This window comes from Streptomyces sp. 549, assembly GCF_030124175.1.
Classification (GTDB): domain Bacteria; phylum Actinomycetota; class Actinomycetes; order Streptomycetales; family Streptomycetaceae; genus Streptomyces.
Genome location: NZ_JASKMT010000006.1, coordinates 230,264 through 249,055 on the forward strand (window position 1 = coordinate 230,264; position 18,792 = coordinate 249,055).

The window sequence follows — 18,792 nt, forward strand, 5'->3', positions numbered from 1 at the left end:
GCGGGCGTCCTCTGTTCTTCTCACTGCACCGTTCCTCTTGGTCGCGGTACTGCTCAGTTGCGGTACTGGGCGATCTTGCCTGCCAGACCGGGCTTCTCGTTGTTGCCGCACAGCTTGCGAGTGGACGACGAGAGGTTGTACGTGAGCTTCGAGTTCGACGCGTAGTTGCGGTTGGTGCTGAGATCGATGCCGATGACCTTCTTGATCTTCACGCCGCCGGCGAGGGAGTAGCTCTTGCCGCTGGAACTGGTCCTGCTCCAGCTGCCCGTCGGCAGCGTGCCGCAGTGAGCCGCCTTCTTGTTCCAGGTCGGACGGCTGCTCAATGTGGCCTCACCGGTGACTCCGGTCTCCACGATCGGTCGCCACGTACGGTAAAGCTCGATCCCGTCCTTGTTCATGTGGGAGTAGAGCCCGTACCGCACCTGGGTACGGTGGGAGCGCATGGACTTCTTCGACGCCCAGGTGAACTCGTAGCCGTTGCTGATGCTCTTGCTGCCCGAGGCGGTCCAGCTCGAGTAGTTGACAGCCGCGCCGTAGGTGATCGCCCTGTTGGAACCGTGGAACATCGACGCCTTCTGGTCGCCGATCGGGTAGGTCGCCCCGATGACGGCCGTTCGGTTGGACGTCTTCAGCAGCCTCTCGATGGCCGACTGCGTACCCACGTCCCCAGCGGACCGGGCCGCCGCACTTCGGGTGGCCTTCTTGGTCACGGCCGATGGCAGGGGGTGCGGCTTCATCTTCACCCGGACAGGCTTGGAGGCCACAGGGGCGGCGGCCCTGACCCCGGCCCCGCTCTTCGCAGTCTCCACCACGTGGTTCGGGTCACTCCAGCTCTTCCCGTCAACGAGCCGCAAACTCGCCATCGTCACGGAAATGGAGTTCGTGTCGGGGAGGTAGACCTCCACACTCACGGTCGCGAGGCCATCGCTCCCGATGAAGCGGTCTCCGAGGTCTGCGGGCCGGACACCGAGCGAGAACTCGTTGCCTTCCACCTTCACCAGTTCGGCGGGAAGTTCCAGCGAAGGAACCACTTCACCGACATTCACCGCCTCATCGATCTCCGACGCCGGCTGCGCCCGGACCGTGAACCGTGCGTTATTCAGCGATACGTCACCGGGAAGTTCACCGACGAGAGCCAAAGGCGCCTCGGCGCCTCCCCCCGCCCCCGCAGCGTGCGCGACAGGCGCACCGCCGAGCGCCAACGGCACGGTGAGGGTGCATGCGACCCCTCCCGCAATCCCCTTCCAGTGCTTCATTCTTCTGTTGTTCTTCATGTTCGTACCGGCCCCCGGTTTTGGTGTCCGTGCGAGGACAAAGGGCGGCCCTCGACCGCCCTTCAGCGGCCCTCGACCGCCCTTCAATGGTCACCTTCAACCTAAAGCATTGACTGGCCACGATCAATGGCCGTCCGTGAACTTGAGGATCAGTTGAGGTATCCCCCGCTTGGGCCCGAACAGACGAGGCACGTAATCGCCGTACCGGAAAGGACGGTTCCTCTTTATACGGTGCGACAGCCCTTAGAGCGGCTCAGCCCGCGTACTTGGAGTCGGCCGTCGGGTCCATGGCGAGGCGGTAGCCGCGCTTGACGACGGTCTGGATGAGCCTGGGCGCGCCGAGGGAGGACCGCAGCCGGGCCATCGCCGTCTCGACGGCGTGCTCGTCCCGCCCGGAGCCGGGCAGGGCCCGCAGCAGCTCGGCCCGGGGCACGACCCAGCCGGGGCGCCGGGCGAGGGCGCGCAGCAGCGCCATGCCGGCCGGGGGCACCGGACGCAGGTCGCCGTCGACGACCGCGGCGTGGCCACGGATCTCGACCCGGTGCCCGGCCAGCGGCAGCACGCGGGTGCGGCCGGGCAGTTCGTGGCAGAGCAGCTGCACCAGAGGCCCGAGCCGGTAGCGGTCGGGCATCGTGGTGGGCACGTCGTGGGCCTGGAGCGGCATGGCGGTGACGGGTCCGACGCAGGCGCAGAGCACGTCGCGGCGCAGCGCGCCGAGCAGTTCCTCGCGCACGCCGAGCTGTTCGGCCCGGTCGATCAGGGACGCGGCGGCGGGTGCGCTGGTGAAGGTGACGGCGTCGACGCCGCCGCCGATGACGGCCTCGACGAGCCGGTCGAGCGGAGTGAGGTCCTGCGGGGGCCTCCAGCGGTACACGGGCACGGTGACGACCTCGGCGCCGCTGTCGCGCAGCGCCTCGCAGAAGCCGGGCAGGGGTTCGCCGTGGAGCTGGACGGCGATGCGGCGGCCGGCGACGCCTTCGGCGAGCAGCCGGTCCAGTACCTCGGCCATGGACTCCGACGCCGGGGACCACTTCTCCTTCAGGCCCGCCGCCCGGATGGCGCCACGCACCTTGGGCCCGCGGGCGAGGAGTTCGACGGTGCCCAGGCGGGCGAGCAGCGCCTCGCCCAGGCCCCAGCCGTCGGCGGCCTCGATCCAGCCGCGGAAGCCGATGGCGGTGGCGGCGATCACGGTGTCGGGGGCGTCGGCGAGCAGGTGCTCGGTGGCGCGCAGCAGTTCGCTGTCGTCGGCGAGCGGCACGATGCGCAGCGCCGGTGCGTGCTGCACGGTCGCGCCGCGGCGGGTGAGCAGGGTGCCGAGTTCCTCGGCCCTGCGGGCAGCGGTCACCCCGATGGTGAATCCGTCGAGTGGTTTGACCTCGTGCATGGGTTGCGGCCCTCGTCCTGCGTTGTGTGCCTCGGTGTGGCCCGGCGGCCCGGTGTGACCCGGTGCCCCGGCCCGGTGTGACCAGGTGCCCCGGCCCGGTGTGACCAGGTGTCCTGGCCGGTCGCCGGGTGGCTTTCCGCCCGACCGCTACCGAGCCTGCCGGTGCGGCGTGACAGGCTCGGTTCGGCTGGATTTCCGCTGCGTTACGGGGTGCGGGTCGCCGTGCCCGCCGCACCGGGGTGCGACGGGCGGTCGGGGTCAGACCCGGGCGAAGGCGGGGGCGGTTTCGGCCGGCTGGGCGGTGCCGTCGGCGGCGGGTGCGGTTGAGGTGGGGCGCGGGCGGCGCAGGTATACGGCCCAGGTGACTGCGCCGCACACCAGGTAGAAGCCGAGGAAGACGACGAACGCGCTGGTGCCGCTGCCGGAGGTGAGGAAGGACTGCCGGAAGGCGAGGTTGATGCCGAGCCCGCCGACGGCGCCGACCGCTCCGATGAGGCCGATGGCGGCACCGGAGAGGCGTCGTCCGTAGCGGGACGCCTCCTCGCCGGTGAGTCCGAGCGAGACGGCCTTGGCGTGGTAGATGCCGGGGATCATCTTGTAGGTGGAACCGTTGCCGAGGCCGGTGAGGACGAAGAGGCAGACGAAACCGATGAGGAACACCGGCAGCGACTCGCGGACGGACGCGGCGATGACGATGCCCGTGGCGGCGGCCATCGCGGCGAAGTTCCACAGCGTGATGCGGGCGCCGCCCCAGCGGTCGGCGAGCCAGCCGCCGACCGGGCGGATCAGGGAGCCCAGCAGCGGTCCGATGAAGGTGAGCGAGGCGGCCTGGAGCGGGGTGCGGTCGAACTGGTTCTGGAGGACCAGGCCGAACGCGAAGCTGTAGCCGATGAACGAGCCGAAGGTGCCGACGTAGAGGAACGACATGATCCAGGTGTGCGGGTCGCGGACGGACTCGCGGGCGGCGCCGGTGTCGTTGCGGACGGGCGCCAGGTTGTCCATGTACCGCCACGCGCAGTAGGCCGAGAGCAGGATCAGCGGCAGGTAGATGCCGAGCAGCAGCCGGGGCGAGCCGGCTCCGGCGGTGGCGATGACCAGCAGCGCGACGAGCTGGATGACGGGCACGCCGATGTTGCCGCCGCCCGCGTTGAGGCCCAGCGCCCAGCCCTTCTTCCGCAGCGGGAAGAAGGAGTTGATGTTGGTCATGGAGGAGGCGAAGTTGCCGCCGCCGATGCCGGTGAGCAGGGCGACCAGCATGAACGTGGTGTAGGAGGTGCCGGGTTCCATGACGACGAAGGCGGCGATGGTCGGCAGCAGCAGCATGCCTGCGGCGAACACCGTCCAGTTGCGCCCGCCGAACCGGGCGACGGCGAAGGTGTACGGGACCCGGATGCAGGCGCCGACCAGGGTCGCCATGGCCACCAGGAAGAACTTGCCGGCCGGGTCGATGCCGTACTCGGGTCCCATGAAGAGCACCAGGACGGACCACAGCGTCCAGATGGAGAAGCCGATGTGCTCGGACAGGATGGAGAACATCAGGTTGCGGCGGGCGACTCGTTCGCCGCCGGACTTCCAGAAGGTCTCGTCCTCCGGGTCCCACTTCTCGATCCAGCGGCCTCCCTCGCGTGTGCCGGGCCGGGCTGTCATGGCGCCTCCTGGAGGGTTCGGGGTGTGACTCCCGAAGGTAGGAAGCGCGGGTTTCGTGGTTGTGGCGGCACGTGACGTGGGCGAAACCTTGCTCTCACGCGGCGTGCGGGCGCTCGGTGAGCGGCCCTGCCGCGCCCGGCGCACGCCCGGCGGCGGAGCCCAGCGATGGCGCCCGCGGTGGCGCCCGGCGGTGGCGCTCGGGTGGCGCCCTGCGGGGAGGGGGAACCCGGCGGGTCCGGCCGCGGTGGGGGACGCGGGCGGACCCGGCCGGGTCGTCTGGGGGTCAGCCGGCCTGGGCGTGGTCGGCTGGTGGTGGCAGGTCGAGCTGTGCGGCGACGGTCAGCGCGCACAGCCCGCTGTCGCGGCCGGCGCCGGGCCGGGCGGTCAGCAGCCGCGGCCCGTCGGGCGTGGCGGCGACGGACACCAGGGACGGGCCGACGCGGTAGTCGATGGCGTCCAGGACGTCACCGACCAGGCGGCGAATCGGTTCTTCATCGAGGTCCTCGTCGGGGCGCAGGTCGGGACGGACGGCGAGCACGGTGTGTGCGCCGCCGAAGGAGTGCGCCTCGGCCTCGTAGCGCGGGCCCGGCAGGTACTGCTCGACGAGCAGCGGCGCGTCGTCGGGCAGCGTGGTCGCCAGCTCCCGGGCGGACGCAGCGTCCCGCAGGGTGTGGTTCCCGGCCGGGGTGGTGCCGCGCGGCACCACCGTGCAGGGGAAGCCGACCTTGGCCGCGGCCTTCGCCAGCGCGGCGGGCTCGCACAGCTCGAAGCGCACCGGGTGGGCGGTGAACTGGTTGGTGCGGTCCCTCAGCACCGCCGGGTCGGTCAGCGCTGCGACCACCGGTGGGGGGTTGCCCGGCAGTCGCAGCGCTGCGTTGGCCCACGAGGCGGCGAGCGCGCTGGCGGGGTCGAAGCCGAAGACGGCCGCGCGGTCGTGGCGGGCGAACGCGCCGAGCGCGCCGACGAGAGCGCGGCGGTCGCTCCAGTCGGCCTCGATCATGCCGTCGGCCTCTGCGGCGGTCTGCCGCATGCCGGGCGCCGCGAGGTCGGGGCCCACCACGAGGGTGCGGGCCCCGACCCTGCGTGCCGCCCTTACCGTCCGCAGGCGGGGGCTGAGCAGGACGGCGGTGGGCGTGGGGGGTGGTCTCATGGGGCGGGCTCCGGAGCGCCGTGGACCACGTGCTCCTCAAGCCAGCCTTCGCAGGTGTGCAGCCGGTCCATCAGTTCGCTGGAGTCGCCGCCGGCCACGATGGTCCAGCAGACGCCTGCGGCGCTGTGCAGCGGTCCGGCACTGACGTCACCGGGTGCGAGGTTGGGTACGTGCTCCCGCACCCAGTCGAAGGGCGGCGGCCCGGGGACGGACACCACCCGTCCGGGGCGGGGGGTGATGCACAGTTCTCCGTGCACCGCGCGCGGCACCTCAAGGGGTTCCGCGCGGAGCGGCAGTCCGGTGGCGAGCCGGAACCAGGTCTCCTTCGGGTCGATGCCGTAGGTGCGGCGGATGAGCTGCGGGATGCGAGCTCCACCCACCCGCGAGGCGACCTCGCAGAGCAGCAGGCGATCATCGAGTGTGTGGAACACCTCCAGGTGGTATGCGCCGACCTCCGGCGCGGGCATCACTTTCATCAGCGTGTCGAAGAAGTCGGCGAGCCGTGCCGACATCGGTTCGTGCGGGTGGAGCAGGACCGAGCCGTTGTTGGCGCCGGACAGCGCCTCCAGGCAGCCGGTGTAGTAGCGGCCGGCCGACACGAAGCGGAAGTCCGGGGCGATGACCGCGTCGACGTGGTACACCTCGCCGCGGACGAACTCCTCCGCCATCAGGTCGTGCCGCCACCTCCGTGCGCCGAAGGCGGCGAGGTCCGACTGCGACCTCAGTACCGTCACCCCGCGCGAGCCGCCCTCGCTGACGGGTTTCACCACCACCGGGTACCCCCGCTCGGCGACGAACCCCTCCAGGTCGCGGAAGGACCGCAGCCGGGTGTACGCCGGAACGGGCACCCCCTGCGCGGCCAGGTCCTTCATCAGTGCCTTGTCCCGGAAGGCCCGGGCGCTGGCCTCGCTCTGGCCGGGCACGGCGAGCCGGTCCCGCAGCCGGCCGACCCGTTCGAGGTCGTACTCGTTGTCCGTGAGGACGTGCTCGAAGGGCGCCTGACCGACTGCCCGGGCGGCCATCCGCAGAGCGGCCAGCTCGGCGTAAGACCCGGCCGCGATGCCGGTGACCTGCTCGTAGTGCGCGTACCGCTCAGGTCCGGGCAGCGGATTCCCGGTGAACACCACCATGTCGGAGGCGAGTTCCGGAAGCATCTCCGCGTAGTCGTCGCTCGGACCACCGTTGACGACGAGCGTGGTCATCTGCAGATTCTCCGAGTGTCAGCCGGCTGCGACGGGAGTGTCAGCCCCAGGACCAGCTGGTGTCCCCGGACGCCTCGACCTGTGCCGCGACGGGTGCCTGGCTCGCCCCCGAGGAGGCCAGCTGGGCGCCGCCGAACGCCAGCGCGATGATGAAAGGTACGGCAAAGACGCGAGTGAACCTCTTCACAAGATTCCTCCCTGTTGAACTCGGCAGCGTCCCCAACCGACCGCTGCATTCCACGGTTGATATTCACGTGGCGCGGCAGCGGTTCCAAGGGGTTTGCCCTGGCGGCATGTCGCCTGGCACGTTGTCGCCTCAGGAGGCTCGGATGAGATCAAGGAAGCTGGGACTGTGCTGGAGACAGGCGAAATAGACGCGACGGCCTCCCGGGTCTACCGGCTTCGGGTCATCCACGCCACCGACACCGCCGAACGCATCGCGGCACGTGCCGGACTCACCGCCGAGGCCGTCGCCGCGGCGGAGGCCCGGCTCGCCGCGCTGGGCCTGCTCCAGACGGCGCCCGGTGGCGGCTGGGCCGCGGTCAGCCCGGAGACCGCCGCGGACACGCTGCTGGCCAACGCGCAGAAGGACGTACTGGAGCGCCAGACGGCCATCGCGAGCACCCGGGCGCGGCTGCACGCCCTCACCGGCGAGTACCTGGAAGCCCGCAGCATGCGCTCGGACAAGGGCAGCATCGAGGTCATCGAGGGCATCGACAGCATCCGCTCGGTGATGGACGACCTGGCGCGGCACTGCACGACGGCGGTCGACGCTCTGGTGCCGGGCGGCGGCATGAACGAGGCGAGCATCGGCTCGGCCCTCCCCCTGGACCTGGAGACGCTGGCCCGCGGCGTGCGGATGCGCACCCTGTTCCAGCACAGCGCGCAGAAGCACCGGCCCACCGCCCGGTACGCGGCGCGGATCAGCGCGGCGGGCGCACAGGTGCGCAGCACCGGGGTGCTGCCGTCGCGCATGCTCATCACCGACCGCGGTTCGGCGGTGCTGCCGGTCGATCCGGCGAACCCGGCGGCCGGTGTCGTCCTGGTCCGCGACCCGGCGATGCTGGGCTTCCTGCGGCGGCTGTTCGACCACCACTGGGAGCGCGGCCTGGAGTTCACCGCGCCGCAGGAGGCCGAGCGGGAGGGCGCCGGAGGCGACGAGGGCGGTGTGGGCAGTGTGGGACTGGAAGGTGGCGGCTCCGAGCCGAGCGAGCTGGAACGGGACGTGCTGCTGCTGATGGCGGGCGGCAAGAAGAACGAGGTGATCGCGCACCAGCTCGGCATCTCGCCGCGTTCGGTCAGCCGCATCGTCGCCAACCTGATGGACCGGCTGGATGCCACCAGCCGCTTCCAGGCCGGGGTGCGCGCCGCCATGAACGGCTGGCTCTCCTGACGCGCGTCCCGCCCGGCGGGAGTGCCGGTGCCCGGCCGTGCACCCCCGGTCGCCGAAAGGATCGCGCACCCCGGTCGCCGAGAACGATTCGGCGAAGTGATCCGCGGCTGCGTTGAGCGTCCCGCCGCCGCGCTGCGTATTCCGTCGGAGGGAACTCGCACGGCTGCGGAGAACTGGCGGGCCGGGCGGGGTGAGGTCAGGTCAGGTCAGGCAGTACATGCGGAGCCACCCGCGCAGGCATGCGGCACAGGAGGTTGTGATGGCACCCCGGCACGGGTCCCACTCGTGGGAGGACGACCTGCATTTGTTCCGCAACGCGGACGGCCGGTCCGCACCCGGACCGGCCGGGCCGGAGGACGCCACCCAGGTGATGTCCGCGACCCGGCTCATTCCGCCGATCCGGGACGAGGACCCCGGCTTCCTGCCGTCGATGCGGCACGAGTCCGACTGGGAACAGGCGCAGCGCAGGCGCCGCCGCCCACTGCGGGCCGCCGCCTGGACGGTGCTGACCGGCAGCGCGGGCTTCGCGCTCGCCATCACGCTGCTGTCCTCCGGCGCGCTGCCGCCGCTGGAGGAGTGGGGCGCGTTCGGCACCTCGCAGCAGTCCTCGGCCCAGCAGGGCGCACCCGGCGCACCGCCGAGCGCCGGGGCGGGCGACCCGTCAGCCGGCGCGGGTGCGGACGGCGGCACGGGTGTGAACGGCGGCGCGGACGAGGACGCGGAGCCACCGATCACGGCCCCGCTGCCGCCGGCCGCACCCGTGCCGCCGCAGCCGGAACCGGACACGGTCGGCGGTGCACTGCAGCGCGGCGACACCGGCCCGGCGGTGTCCGACCTCCAGACCCGGTTGAGCGGCCTCCCGTCGATCTACCCGCAGCGGCGGGTGGACGGCACGTTCGACGAGGACCTGAGCCGCGCGGTCGCCCAGTACCAGACGTTCTTCGGCATCACCGGTGACGCACCGGGGGTGTACGGCGACCGGACCCGGGCGGATCTGGAAGCACGTACCTGAGCGGGACGACCGCCCCCGGCGCCCCCGCCGGACCGCACGCCCCTGCCGGGCCCGGTGTGCGCACCGGCTCGGGAGGGTCGAACACACACCAGACGACTTTGCCAGGGCAACGGTCCCGCACACCCCACTCGTCCGCCAGCGCCCGAACCAGCAGCAGCCCGCGCCCGCTCTCACAGCGAGCCGCCGCCTCCGCCCCGGCCTCGTCCCCATCCGATAGCTGCGGGATGTGCGGCTGTCCGCCACCGCTGTCATGGGCCTCCACCGTCAGGCACCCGTCCAGGGTCAGCCCGACGCGCATCCGGAAGCCGCGTCCCGGCGGCACGCCGTGCAGCAGGGCGTTGGTGGCGAGTTCGCTGACGCACAGCAGTACGTCCTCGGCACGGCCGAGCTGGTCCCACTCCAGGAGCGCGCGGGCGGCGAACACCCGAGCGGCCGGTACCGAGCGGCGCTCCCGGCGGAAGAGGCGTTCCCGGAGCCGCTTGTGTTGAAAGTCCTCTTGCATGCCCCGATGGTCGCGTCCAGTGACTAGCCTTCACCACGGAGTGATCCCGTACAGATTGTCCGTACGGGTCGATTTCCGGTCGTTTCCGGGTCGGCAGGGGGAGTAACGCACGTATGCAGCCACGTACATCACCGCGCAAGCAGCGCAGGAAGAACGCCTCGGCGATGAGGCTGGTCGGCGCCCAGGTGGGCCTGTTCCGGCGCAACGCCGGACTCACCCAGGAGCAGTTGGCGGCCCGGGTGTGCGCCGAGTACGAGACGGTCGCCTCGATCGAGCAGGGCAGGCGCCCGCTGAAACCGGAGCTGGCCGAGGAACTGGACACCCTGCTGCACACCGGCGGCGCGTTGGCGGTGGCACTGGAGCACCTGCCGGAGATGGACAAGTACCCGGTCTGGGCCGCCGAGTTCGTAGACCGCGAACGCGAGGCGCTGACCCTTTCGTCGTTCCAGAACCAGGTGGTGCCGGGTCTGCTTCAGACCGAGGCCTACGCACGAGCGGTGTTCCGCAGCCGCGTCCCCGTGCTCGACGAGGACGAGATCGAGCAGCAGGTGGCGTCCCGGATGGAACGCCAGGAGATCCTCCAGCAACGGGTGCCGCCGAGTGTGAGCTTTGTGGTCTCCCACGCCGTGCTGATGGACCGCCTGGGCGGCATGGAGACCTGGCGGGAGATGATGCGCCACCTGCGGGCGAGCTGCGGCACACCGGGCGTCACCGTGCAGATCATGCCCTTCGGCCGCCGCACCCACGCAGGGCTGGACGGGCCCTTCGTCCTGCTGGAGACCCCCGACCACGAACACCTGGCCTATACCGAGACCCAGCGCGGCAGTCAGCTGGTTTCCGAGCCCGACGAGGTCAGCATCCTGGCCAGGAAATATGCGATGCTGCGGACCCAGGCTCTCAACTCCGAGGAGAGCAGGGACCTGTTGGACCGACTGCTGGGAGAGGCATGAGCACCGCACTGAACTGGTTCAAGTCCAGCCACAGCGGCGACGAAGGCGGCGCCTGCCTCGAAGTCGCCTACCAGTGGCGCAAGTCCTCCTACAGCGGCAGTGAGGGCGGCGACTGCGTCGAGGTCGCCACCTGCCCCGACGCCGTCCACATCCGCGACTCCAAGAACCCCGACGGCCCCGTCCTCACCGTCACCCCCGCAGCCTTCACCGCCCTCACCACCCACGCCCGCCGCCAGTCCCACTGACCCCGGGCGTTCCGGGCGCCCCGAACGCCGCGCGTCCGCGTGGGACGTCCCACGCGGACCGCCGCATCGGCGGTATCCCCCGGACGTGGCATCACCGGAGTCGGACCCAACGCCCCCTCAGGCGGCCGGGCGCAGCTCCGGTGCCCTCAGAGTGCGTGCGAGCCGACCGAGGAGCACGGCGTTGAACAGCCCGGACAGGACCGCGCCGACGATGAACACCAGCGGGTGCAGCCAGATAAGCGAGGAATACTCCGCCGGTATCGACACCAGGAAGGCCAGGAGACCGAACGGCGCCGTGGCCAAGATCGTCCAGGCCGCGGTGTATCCCGGGTCCGGCATCAGATACATGGTGCCGAGGTAGAGACCCAGCGCCCCCGCAACCACGACCAGGTACCCGCGCGCGAGCCAGTTGTCCACCGCGGGCGCCAGCAGGGTCCGGGCCCTCCGCAGGCGGGAGTGTGCAGTAAGCGCCTCTTCCGACACCTGCCGTGTGGAAGGAACCGAGAGCTGCGGGAGCGACTCACGCAGGCTGGGTGATGCGGGGACCCTCTTGACGAGGGCACCGAGCACGGCGGCGTTCGCCAAGGCACACAGGAGAAGCCATACGGTCCAGAGGCCGAGGGCCAGCACCCCGACCGCCATGCTGCTCGCAGTGCCGGGGCCGAAGGGGAGGAACAGGACTAGAAAGGAGAGGGGTGCCGTGAGCATCAGGGGGTTTGGAAAGAAGACACTCGCCGGGAAGAAGAACGAGGCGACGACGAGGGCCAAGTAGCCCCGGGCGAGCCAGTTGTCCGTGGCAAGCACAAGGAGCCGACGCGTGCGCGGGAGGCGGCGCGGGGTGGAGGCATGCGGCATCGCGAGTTCCTTCGGGTTGCTCAGGTTGACGCTCTCCACACTGGACCGGGATGCGCGATCAAGCATGAGTACAGGTACTCACAGCGGCACGGGTTTCGAAGAGTGCCAGAACCCCCACCGCGATTCATGCATCGCTTCTGGCCGCGTCCGGAGGTGGCCAGGGAGAAAAGCAACCTCGGTGAGCGTGAAATCGCCGCCCAGCACGACAACTACCGCAGAGAAACCGAGCAGCCATTTTCCCCATGTACCGGCGAGGCCCCCACAGACGCGCTCGACCGGTTCCTACGCCATCTGACGCCGCAGGCCGCTGAGACCGGGCGCCCGCACGGGGGTCGGGCGCCCGGAGGCTCAGCTGGGAATGGGCGTGTTCACCGGCGCGGGGGCGGGCCGGTAGACGAGTTCCTGAATGCGGCCGTCGAACGTCCGGCTCCCGAGCAGTTCGAGGTCGAAGTCGGCTGCACCCGCGAAGACCGGGTCGGTTCCGGTCCTGCCGCTGATCACGGGGAAGACGGTCACCTGGACGCGGTCTACGAGCCCTGCGGCCATCAGCGCCCGGTTCAGCGACAGGCTGCCGTGCGAGCGCAGCGGCACCTCGGACTCCTCCTTGAGCCGGGCGACGACCTCAACGGCGTCGCCAGCCGCCACGGTCACGTCCGGCCCTGCGACGGGTCCCGCGAGCGTCTTCGACACCACCGTCGTCGGCATGCTTCGCATCCGGGAGTTCACCGGGTCGAGGTCGGCCTCCGGGATCGGGCCCAGCAGCTCCACGAACTGGCGAAAGGTGTTGGCCCCGAGAACCATCCGCTGCTCCTCGCTGATCGAGGCAAGGCGGTCTTCAAGGAACTCGGGCCCCTGCTTTCCCCAGTAGCCACCCCCGTCGCCGTCGGGCCCGTAGGAGCCGTATCCGTCGAGCGTGGTGAAGACGTCCCAGGTGTAGGCAGCGGTCATGGCGCTCTCCTCGCATGCGGTTGATGGCGCGTTGTGGATACGGACGAGGGCGCATGGCAGAACTCATCGCGCGTGGAACGCCGAGTCCGACTGCCAGCCGGATCTGCCGCATTCACGGCATCGCCGCGCACGGGCACGGGTGCCGGAGTTCGACCGGCTGTGCACTGCCGGTCAACCATCCGTGCGTCACCGGTCAAAGACGAACACGTGGGTCTCTGGGAATCTTCAAGGGAAGGCGGTTGCCGGGGGCGGGGTGAGCGCCTTGCGCATGGCCCGGCGTTCGACATCGGGCGATGACCCTAAAGGGAAGAGGCGGAGCATGAGCGCGGAATGGTTGCTCGTTCGCTGTCGGCAGTGGCACTCGGTGTCGGTCGAGGATGGGGAGGGCTGATCGGACCGGCACGCGGCAGTCGCCGCCGCAGGGAGGATGGCTTGGGAATCCGTCGATGCGAGATTCTCCCGCCTGTCCTTGCCTCGCCACGGTGTCAATCTCCTACTGATCAGAAATTCAGCCGCTTCACTGTATTCGTTGAGAATTTCCAGGGCGATGAGGTGATCCGGCCCCACGGCTACCAGCCAACCGTGTAGTAGCTGCGTGTTGATTCGGGCGGTGGTCTCATTGCCCGACGAGCGGGGGGGGTACGGGGCTTTTTCCAGCTCGTGAGTGCTCCTCCTTGACAAAGGAGTGAAATTGTCTTTCTCTTCACGGATCGTCAGTACGGGAACTGGTGTGCTCCTGGTGGCGACGACAGTCCTGTCGCTGTCGGGGTCGGCAGTGGCCTCCCAGGAGAAGAACAGCGCCTCCCCTGCCATGGTAGGCCTGGAGGCCGAGGGTGACTTCTCGGCTCTCAATCAGTGCCTGCTCAGGACGTATCAGCCATACAAGAACGGCAGCAACGTGGAGGGTGTCGTCCAGTCGAACAACTACTGCAAGTACCACAAGCTCTCCGGCTATCTGCAGCGTCATCGGTGGCATGGGTGGAGCACGATGGATTCGGTGAAGGACAAGAGTGACTACCTCCACGTCAGGTTCGTGAAAAGCTGCAAGGACAGCGGGAACCAGAACTACCGAACTCACGGCACGGTGCGTCGTGGCACCCAGAGTGGTAGCGGTTCAAGCCCCTCAAATCGCTTCACCTGCTGATCGGTAACGCTGGAATTGCAGGTCGGGGTGGCTGGTCACAGTTGGAGCCGGCCACCCCGTAGCACCAGTTCCGAGGAATCTCGCAGCTCATTGTGGAGCGCAGTGGGGGTGGATGGCGTGGAAAGAGCGAAGAAAGCGTCGCCGCTTGTCCTGGTGGTCGTTGCGGTCTTTGGCGGCATCCTGATCCCGATTGGATGCGCCGAGTCGCAGCCCTCGGCCGACAGGGACACAGAAACGCTTCGGGTGACTTTTCGTGAGACGTCAGATCTTGGAAGTACGCCTCGGGATGACCCCCGAGGCTCAACGGGCACTAGCGTCAACATCTCTGCCCTCCACCGGTCGGGTGATATATCTGTAATCCACTTCCGCATCGAAGGTGACTACGGCCTGGCCGAGGAGCGCTGGTGGGAATCGGAGAGCCCTGAGAAACTGGAGATCCGTGACTGGCGTGCATGTTCCCAGTCCACAGACGTCATGCCTGAACCCCATCCAATCACCGTTCGAGTACTACTGAAGGAGCTCTTCGGACCCAAGGCGATCCCTGATGACGCCAAGGTCACCAAAGGTGGGGCCAAATGGGAGCGGAATGACGGATTCATCACTTTCGAATACGTGGATCATGGTGGTGAATACCCCGACCGCACGGTCACCACTATCGGACCTGACGGCGGTGGCGGAAGTCGAATCAGTGAGGTCGTGACTGCTGCCAGCACCGATGCGCCTCGGTGGGGGGAGGGGTGGAAGTCATGCGCGGCACCGGCGCCGGCTGAGTGAGCGTTCTCAGCGTGGCCACTGATCGGGTGGCGCTGGTGAGGGCGGTGCACACTCCCGCCGGACCAGCGTGCGCTCGCCGCTCTGCTGTACCTGCGCCGCCACGACGCCCTCGCCCGTATCGCGGCCGGATCCGGGAAATCCGTCGGCACCGCCCACGCATCCGTCCTGGCAGATCTTCCGCAGAGCCCGCACATCAGCCCGAACGGCTGACAGTCATCACCAAGGCCGTTCTCACCCTGGAGAGACGGCGCTGAGAGTGCTCGCTGGCTTTGTGGATGGCCAGGTTGCCTCTACCGATCGCTCCAAGGGCTGGGAGACTGTAGGCAGGCCACACCGATCGGGAAAGGCAACTGGTGACCTCCAGCTTCCTGCCGTTGGTGCGAAGCCTGAGGGCGACCGCGTGACCAGGGGGAACTGTGCTGACGGAGAAGCTCTATTTCAACACGGCCGAGGTGCCGGCTGCGGAACGGTTCGAGCGGTGGCGGGAGTACATGGCGGGTTCGCTGTCTCCAATGGAAGTGCACAGCCCCCATCACCAGGATTTCCGCGCGGAGCTACGGGTGCTGGAGCTGGGCGCGCTCTCCGTGTGGCCGGCGAGCTATCACGCTCTGACCTTCGACCGTTCTGCGAGCCTGGTCAGGCAGACGGACCCCGAGACGTGCCATGTCTTCCTCATAGTGAGCGGCGGCGCGGAGGCCGCCTGGGGGAAGTCCGGGACCCGTTACGGCAGTGACGACCTGCTCACCACGGTGTCCTCCGCACCCGCGCGGGTGCGGACCGGACCCGCCGCCGAGGGCGCACTCGTGCAGTCGGTCGGGGTGGAGGTACCACGAACTGCCATCCCGCTCGCTCCCCGCCAGGTGGACCGCGCAGTCGGCCAGCGCCTCTCCGGCCGTGAAGGCGTAGGGGCACTGCTTGCGCTCTGCCTGACCCAACTCTGTCGGAACTCCGGCTACCAAGCGGCCGACGCCCCACGACTTGAGTTGATCCTTCTCGACCTTCTCACCGCCTTTCTCGCTCGGGCATCCGACACGGAGAACACGCAGCCGCCGGAGACCCGCAGCCGGGTACTGCGGTTACGGATTCGGGCATTCATACAGGAGAACCTGGCAGACCCCGAGTTGTGCCCCGCTCTGGTGGCAGGTGCCCACCACATCTCGGTCCGCTACCTGCATCGACTGTTCGAGGGCGAGCAGGAGCCGGTAGCGCAGAGCATCCGCCGACAGCGACTCGCAGGAGCGCATCGTGACCTGTCCGACCCAGCGCTAGCAGCGGTGCCGGTCCATGAAATCGCCGCTCGCTGGGGCTTTCGGCATCAAGCCGTATTCACCCGATCCTTCCGCAACACATTTGCCGTGTCCCCTTCCGAGCACCGCAACATCGCTCCAGCCGACTCACCAACGCCCCGCAGCACACCCCCAACACGCCCCGAAGGCTCGCCCCCTGTCTCCGGTGCCGCCACCGACTCCGCATGGCCATGCCCACCACCGGGTTCCGGTCGGCTCGAGGATTCGGCTTCCCGCCGCGCAGAGTGAACGGTTCGTTCCTGACCGCTGGCACGGACAATCAACTGGCCGTGCACCGGTGGTCGAAGACGCGCGTCACAACTCCTGGAAGCCTTGCTCCCACAAGCCGTCGACTTTGGGAGATCAAACGTATGCCTCGTACGATCCCGCGCGTCTTCCCCGTGGTCGCAGCCGCCGCCATAGCGATGTCCTTGAACGCCGGCGTGGCCGGCGCTACCCCGAATGCCGGTTCTGAGCAGACTGCGGAGACGGTAGCCCCTATCGAGTCCAGTTCTTCCAGAAGCCTGACTATCCTCTGCGGGCCCACACCGGTCGCTGGCCAGGCCACCCTGCGCTGGAAGAAGGGAATAACCACTACCACTGTGCACTACAACAATCCGTGTCTGCGGAACTTCTACGTGGAGGTGCGGATGGCAAGCGCAGACGAATACCACATCGAGTGCCTACTCGTGCCCGCGAACAAGGTGGGAAGCAAGAAGTACTCACACGGAACGACTGGCCTTGTCACCCGGGTGAGCAACGGCTGTTGAAACGGGCAGCCCCCGAATAGGGCTTCATCACCCTCACGATCGGCTGGATACCAGGTGAACCCCTTGAGGCCGCGAGGACGCCTCGGGTCACGGTGTTACGAGCACCAAGCCAGTACGGCGAACACGCCAAGCCGCGCCGTTATTGGTAGCACGCCCCCAGCAGAACCCGCCACGTCAGAAGGAGGAGCGCCGTGTCGCAGTCAGAGGCCGGACCTGTCCGTGAGGACGGGACGATGTCCACCGGACGTCGCGTCGCCCTGGGGGCGTGGCTGGTGTGCATGGCGCTGATCGCGGCCTACCCGTGGGTGCGCGACGTGCGGGACGCCGGGTGGGGCACCGTCGTGCTCCCGTTCCGGCACTGGCCTTCGGCACTGCTCGGCGTGCTGGTCTTCGCCGCGTACGCGGTCCCGGCCGTCAGGCGGCGGGAGTGGATCGGCGGGCTGCTGGTCGGAGTTCTCGTGGCGTGGTCGGTCAGCGCGGTGGTGTCGCTCTACCTCCTCAACTGACCGGGCGCCCGGACCGCGTGGTCCGGGCGCCCTGCGGCTCAGCGGCTCAGCGGGTGGTGGGCCAGAGGCGGGGGCGGCGTTTGGCCGCCACGTCCTCGGCCCAGCCGACGAGCAGGATGAACAGCGCGGTGAGCGGCCACACCAGGATGAACATCAGCGGCGGGTACATGCTGGTGAGCAGGTCCGCGTGGTCGGGCCACACGCCGGGGATCTTCCACAGCGGGTCGAGCAGCGGGATGGTCGCGATCAGCGCGATCTCGTGCCACAGGTAGAGCGTCACCGCCCGGTTGTTGGCGAGCGTGACGGGTTTCTCCCAGCGAGCCAGCCGGCCCGGCAGCCGCTCCCAGCTCGGGCTGAAGCTGAGCAGGATCAGGCAGAAGCCGAACGACCAGAAAGCCTGTGCCAGCGGGATGTCGTTCAGGTCCAGGCCGTCCGGCCCTGGATGTGCCGTCGCCCACCACAGCCCGAAGACCATCAGGAACGGTGCCACCGAGGGTGCGAGATAGCCGGGGATCTTCTTCAGCAGCCCGTCCTGGTGGGCGAAGCCCAGCACCCAGCAGGCGCCGAAGGTGGCGAAGTCGGTGACCGCGCTGCCGGTCTGGCCGGGAATGGTGACCAGGCCGGTGCCGACGATCGCCGTGAGGCCCAGCGGCGCCAGCAGCGTCGTCCACGGCATGCGGCGGAACGCCTTCAGCAGCAGCGGCGACAGCAGCACGAACCAGAAGTAGGCGCGCAGGTACCACAGCGGGGCGGCGGCCTGCACCGCCCAGGTGTCGGTGAGGAAGCCGTCCTCGCTGCCGATGTGCCACGGGAACGGCGGGCTGCCGACGGGCACGACCCAGCAGACGATGCGCAGCCAGAACCACGTCTCCTCGCCCTTCGCCGGGCCCCAGCCCTGGGCGAAGAGGATGCTGAGCACCAGCACGCCGTACAGCCACAGCGGCAGCAGCAGCCGCCGGACGCGGCTGCGGATGACGCCGAGCGCCGGGCGTTGCAGCGAACGTGCCATCAGCGAGCCGGCCAGCGCGAACATCACGCCCATGGACGGGAAGAGGAACGTCAGCCAGGCCCAGCCGAACGTGTGGTAGACGACCACGCGTACCAGGGCGAGGGCCCGCAGCAGGTCGAGGTAGCGGTCCCGGACGACAGGCGGGCGCGCCGCCTCCGCCCCGGGACGGGCGGGAGTGCTGGTGGTCATACGACGGGCCTCTTGTCGCCGTTGGGGTAGCCGCCGTCCGGGTATCCGCCGTCCCGGAAGCCGCCGCCGGGGAAGCCGTCACCGTCCGGGAAGCCGCCGCCGGGGTGGCCGCCGTACGGGCGGGCGTCACCGCGGGGAAAGCCGTCGTCCGGGAAGCCACCCGGGTAGGGGCGGCCGTCCTGGCCGGTGCCGTGGTCGGCCAGGTGGCCGGGGGCGCGGACGGGCTGGGCCAGGTGGTCCGGGCCGGGGTCGGGGCGGGGGATGCCGCGCCCGTATCGCTCGTCGCGGGCGTACAGGTCGTCGAGCGCGTAGCGCGCGCCGCCCTGGGGTGTGGGCGCGGTGTGCGGCGCGGTGGTGTCGTCCTCGTGACGGCTGCCGTCCTGGTAGGGACTGTCGTCCACGTAAGGGCTGCCGTCCACGTAAGGGCTGCCGTCCACGTAGGGGCTTCCGTCCTCGTAGGGGAAGGCGCGCGACGGGGTGTCGCGCCGCGCCTGCGGCAGCGGCCGGGTGCCGTCGTCCGCGGTGGGCTGCGCGACGGGCGGCGCGGCGGGC

The 18,792-nt window shown here is 69.5% G+C and carries 18 protein-coding genes and 2 pseudogenes; 10 read left to right on the plus strand and 10 right to left on the minus strand.

Features of this window, described 5'->3' with window-relative positions:
- Positions 1-53 precede the first annotated feature (53 nt).
- The 6 genes from QNO07_RS10465 to QNO07_RS10490 all read right to left on the minus strand — a co-directional run bounded on the left by QNO07_RS10465 (position 54) and on the right by QNO07_RS10490 (position 6,844).
- Positions 54-1,256, minus strand: coding sequence for a hypothetical protein (locus tag QNO07_RS10465; protein WP_283991473.1), 1,203 nt, complete (start codon positions 1,254-1,256; stop codon positions 54-56).
- 271 nt (positions 1,257-1,527) lie between these two features.
- The gene (locus QNO07_RS10470; protein WP_283991474.1) at positions 1,528-2,658 is read right to left on the minus strand and encodes a uroporphyrinogen-III synthase; all 1,131 of its coding nucleotides are present in this window, start codon (positions 2,656-2,658) and stop codon (positions 1,528-1,530) included.
- Between the two features lie 258 nt (positions 2,659-2,916).
- Positions 2,917-4,305: a nitrate/nitrite transporter gene (locus tag QNO07_RS10475; RefSeq protein ID WP_283991475.1), complete on the minus strand. Its 1,389-nt coding sequence runs from the start codon at positions 4,303-4,305 to the stop codon at positions 2,917-2,919.
- A 283-nt stretch (positions 4,306-4,588) separates the two neighbouring features.
- A complete protein-coding gene (locus QNO07_RS10480; RefSeq protein WP_283991476.1) occupies positions 4,589-5,455 on the minus strand; it encodes an ATP-grasp domain-containing protein in 867 nt (288 codons plus the stop codon).
- The gene (locus tag QNO07_RS10485; RefSeq protein WP_283991477.1) at positions 5,452-6,657 is read right to left on the minus strand and encodes an ATP-grasp domain-containing protein; all 1,206 of its coding nucleotides are present in this window, start codon (positions 6,655-6,657) and stop codon (positions 5,452-5,454) included. The genes QNO07_RS10480 and QNO07_RS10485 overlap by 4 nt, the downstream gene beginning before the upstream one ends.
- A gap of 40 nt (positions 6,658-6,697) precedes the next feature.
- On the minus strand, positions 6,698-6,844 hold the full coding sequence (locus QNO07_RS10490; protein ID WP_283991478.1) for a hypothetical protein: 147 nt from the start codon (positions 6,842-6,844) through the stop codon (positions 6,698-6,700).
- 165 nt (positions 6,845-7,009) lie between these two features.
- Between QNO07_RS10490 and QNO07_RS10495 the strand changes: the two genes are divergently transcribed.
- Positions 7,010-8,050, plus strand: coding sequence for a helix-turn-helix transcriptional regulator (locus tag QNO07_RS10495; protein ID WP_283991479.1), 1,041 nt, complete (start codon positions 7,010-7,012; stop codon positions 8,048-8,050).
- Positions 8,051-8,309: 259 nt separating this feature from the next.
- Positions 8,310-9,062, plus strand: coding sequence for a peptidoglycan-binding domain-containing protein (locus QNO07_RS10500; RefSeq protein WP_283991480.1), 753 nt, complete (start codon positions 8,310-8,312; stop codon positions 9,060-9,062).
- Positions 9,063-9,135: 73 nt separating this feature from the next.
- On the opposite strand, the pseudogene QNO07_RS10505 reads toward QNO07_RS10500, so the two are convergent.
- Positions 9,136-9,564 (minus strand): annotated as a pseudogene (locus QNO07_RS10505) (ATP-binding protein); the annotation flags it as partial.
- A gap of 113 nt (positions 9,565-9,677) precedes the next feature.
- Between QNO07_RS10505 and QNO07_RS10510 the strand changes: the two are divergent.
- Positions 9,678-10,514, plus strand: a complete 837-nt coding sequence (locus QNO07_RS10510; protein WP_283991482.1) for a helix-turn-helix domain-containing protein — start codon at positions 9,678-9,680, stop codon at positions 10,512-10,514.
- On the plus strand, positions 10,511-10,759 hold the full coding sequence (locus QNO07_RS10515; RefSeq protein ID WP_283991483.1) for a DUF397 domain-containing protein: 249 nt from the start codon (positions 10,511-10,513) through the stop codon (positions 10,757-10,759). The genes QNO07_RS10510 and QNO07_RS10515 overlap by 4 nt, the downstream gene beginning before the upstream one ends.
- A 117-nt stretch (positions 10,760-10,876) precedes the next feature.
- Here the strand turns inward: QNO07_RS10515 and QNO07_RS10520 are convergent, their stop codons facing one another.
- Positions 10,877-11,680, minus strand: coding sequence for an SCO4225 family membrane protein (locus QNO07_RS10520; protein WP_283991485.1), 804 nt, complete (start codon positions 11,678-11,680; stop codon positions 10,877-10,879).
- 282 nt (positions 11,681-11,962) lie between these two features.
- Positions 11,963-12,562: a dihydrofolate reductase family protein gene (locus QNO07_RS10525; RefSeq protein WP_283991486.1), complete on the minus strand. Its 600-nt coding sequence runs from the start codon at positions 12,560-12,562 to the stop codon at positions 11,963-11,965.
- A 739-nt stretch (positions 12,563-13,301) separates the two neighbouring features.
- Between QNO07_RS10525 and QNO07_RS10530 the strand changes: the two genes are divergently transcribed.
- From QNO07_RS10530 to QNO07_RS10555, 6 genes and pseudogenes are all read left to right on the plus strand, one after another.
- The gene (locus tag QNO07_RS10530; RefSeq protein WP_283991487.1) at positions 13,302-13,706 is read left to right on the plus strand and encodes a hypothetical protein; all 405 of its coding nucleotides are present in this window, start codon (positions 13,302-13,304) and stop codon (positions 13,704-13,706) included.
- Positions 13,707-13,823: 117 nt separating this feature from the next.
- Entirely contained in the window at positions 13,824-14,480 is a 657-nt protein-coding gene (locus QNO07_RS10535) for a hypothetical protein (protein ID WP_283991488.1), read from the plus strand.
- 42 nt (positions 14,481-14,522) lie between these two features.
- Positions 14,523-14,651, plus strand: a pseudogene (locus QNO07_RS10540) (helix-turn-helix domain-containing protein); the annotation flags it as partial.
- Between the two features lie 245 nt (positions 14,652-14,896).
- Positions 14,897-16,015 carry a helix-turn-helix domain-containing protein gene (locus QNO07_RS10545; protein ID WP_283991490.1) on the plus strand — a complete coding sequence of 373 codons (1,119 nt, stop codon included), beginning with the start codon at positions 14,897-14,899 and terminating at the stop codon, positions 16,013-16,015.
- A gap of 122 nt (positions 16,016-16,137) precedes the next feature.
- Entirely contained in the window at positions 16,138-16,536 is a 399-nt protein-coding gene (locus tag QNO07_RS10550; RefSeq protein WP_283991491.1) for a hypothetical protein, read from the plus strand.
- A 233-nt stretch (positions 16,537-16,769) separates the two neighbouring features.
- Entirely contained in the window at positions 16,770-17,042 is a 273-nt protein-coding gene (locus QNO07_RS10555) for a hypothetical protein (protein WP_283991492.1), read from the plus strand.
- Positions 17,043-17,088: 46 nt separating this feature from the next.
- Here QNO07_RS10555 and QNO07_RS10560 read toward each other — a convergent pair whose 3' ends face one another.
- Positions 17,089-18,240, minus strand: a complete 1,152-nt coding sequence (locus tag QNO07_RS10560; RefSeq protein WP_283991493.1) for an acyltransferase family protein — start codon at positions 18,238-18,240, stop codon at positions 17,089-17,091.
- Between the last annotated feature and the right edge of the window lie 552 nt (positions 18,241-18,792).

Excerpts from the sequence above, each read along its gene's own strand:
- QNO07_RS10465 (WP_283991473.1), bottom strand. The coding sequence starts at position 1,256 with ATGAAGCACTGGAAGGGGATTGCGGGAGGGGTCGCATGCACCCTCACC.
- QNO07_RS10470 (WP_283991474.1), bottom strand. The coding sequence starts at position 2,658 with ATGCACGAGGTCAAACCACTCGACGGATTCACCATCGGGGTGACCGCT.
- QNO07_RS10475 (WP_283991475.1), bottom strand. The coding sequence starts at position 4,305 with ATGACAGCCCGGCCCGGCACACGCGAGGGAGGCCGCTGGATCGAGAAG.
- QNO07_RS10480 (WP_283991476.1), bottom strand. The coding sequence starts at position 5,455 with ATGAGACCACCCCCCACGCCCACCGCCGTCCTGCTCAGCCCCCGCCTG.
- QNO07_RS10485 (WP_283991477.1), bottom strand. The coding sequence starts at position 6,657 with ATGACCACGCTCGTCGTCAACGGTGGTCCGAGCGACGACTACGCGGAG.
- QNO07_RS10500 (WP_283991480.1), top strand. The coding sequence starts at position 8,310 with ATGGCACCCCGGCACGGGTCCCACTCGTGGGAGGACGACCTGCATTTG.
- QNO07_RS10510 (WP_283991482.1), top strand. The coding sequence starts at position 9,678 with ATGCAGCCACGTACATCACCGCGCAAGCAGCGCAGGAAGAACGCCTCG.
- QNO07_RS10515 (WP_283991483.1), top strand. The coding sequence starts at position 10,511 with ATGAGCACCGCACTGAACTGGTTCAAGTCCAGCCACAGCGGCGACGAA.
- QNO07_RS10520 (WP_283991485.1), bottom strand. The coding sequence starts at position 11,680 with ATGCTTGATCGCGCATCCCGGTCCAGTGTGGAGAGCGTCAACCTGAGC.
- QNO07_RS10525 (WP_283991486.1), bottom strand. The coding sequence starts at position 12,562 with ATGACCGCTGCCTACACCTGGGACGTCTTCACCACGCTCGACGGATAC.
- QNO07_RS10550 (WP_283991491.1), top strand. The coding sequence starts at position 16,138 with ATGCCTCGTACGATCCCGCGCGTCTTCCCCGTGGTCGCAGCCGCCGCC.
- QNO07_RS10555 (WP_283991492.1), top strand. The coding sequence starts at position 16,770 with ATGTCCACCGGACGTCGCGTCGCCCTGGGGGCGTGGCTGGTGTGCATG.
- QNO07_RS10560 (WP_283991493.1), bottom strand. The coding sequence starts at position 18,240 with ATGACCACCAGCACTCCCGCCCGTCCCGGGGCGGAGGCGGCGCGCCCG.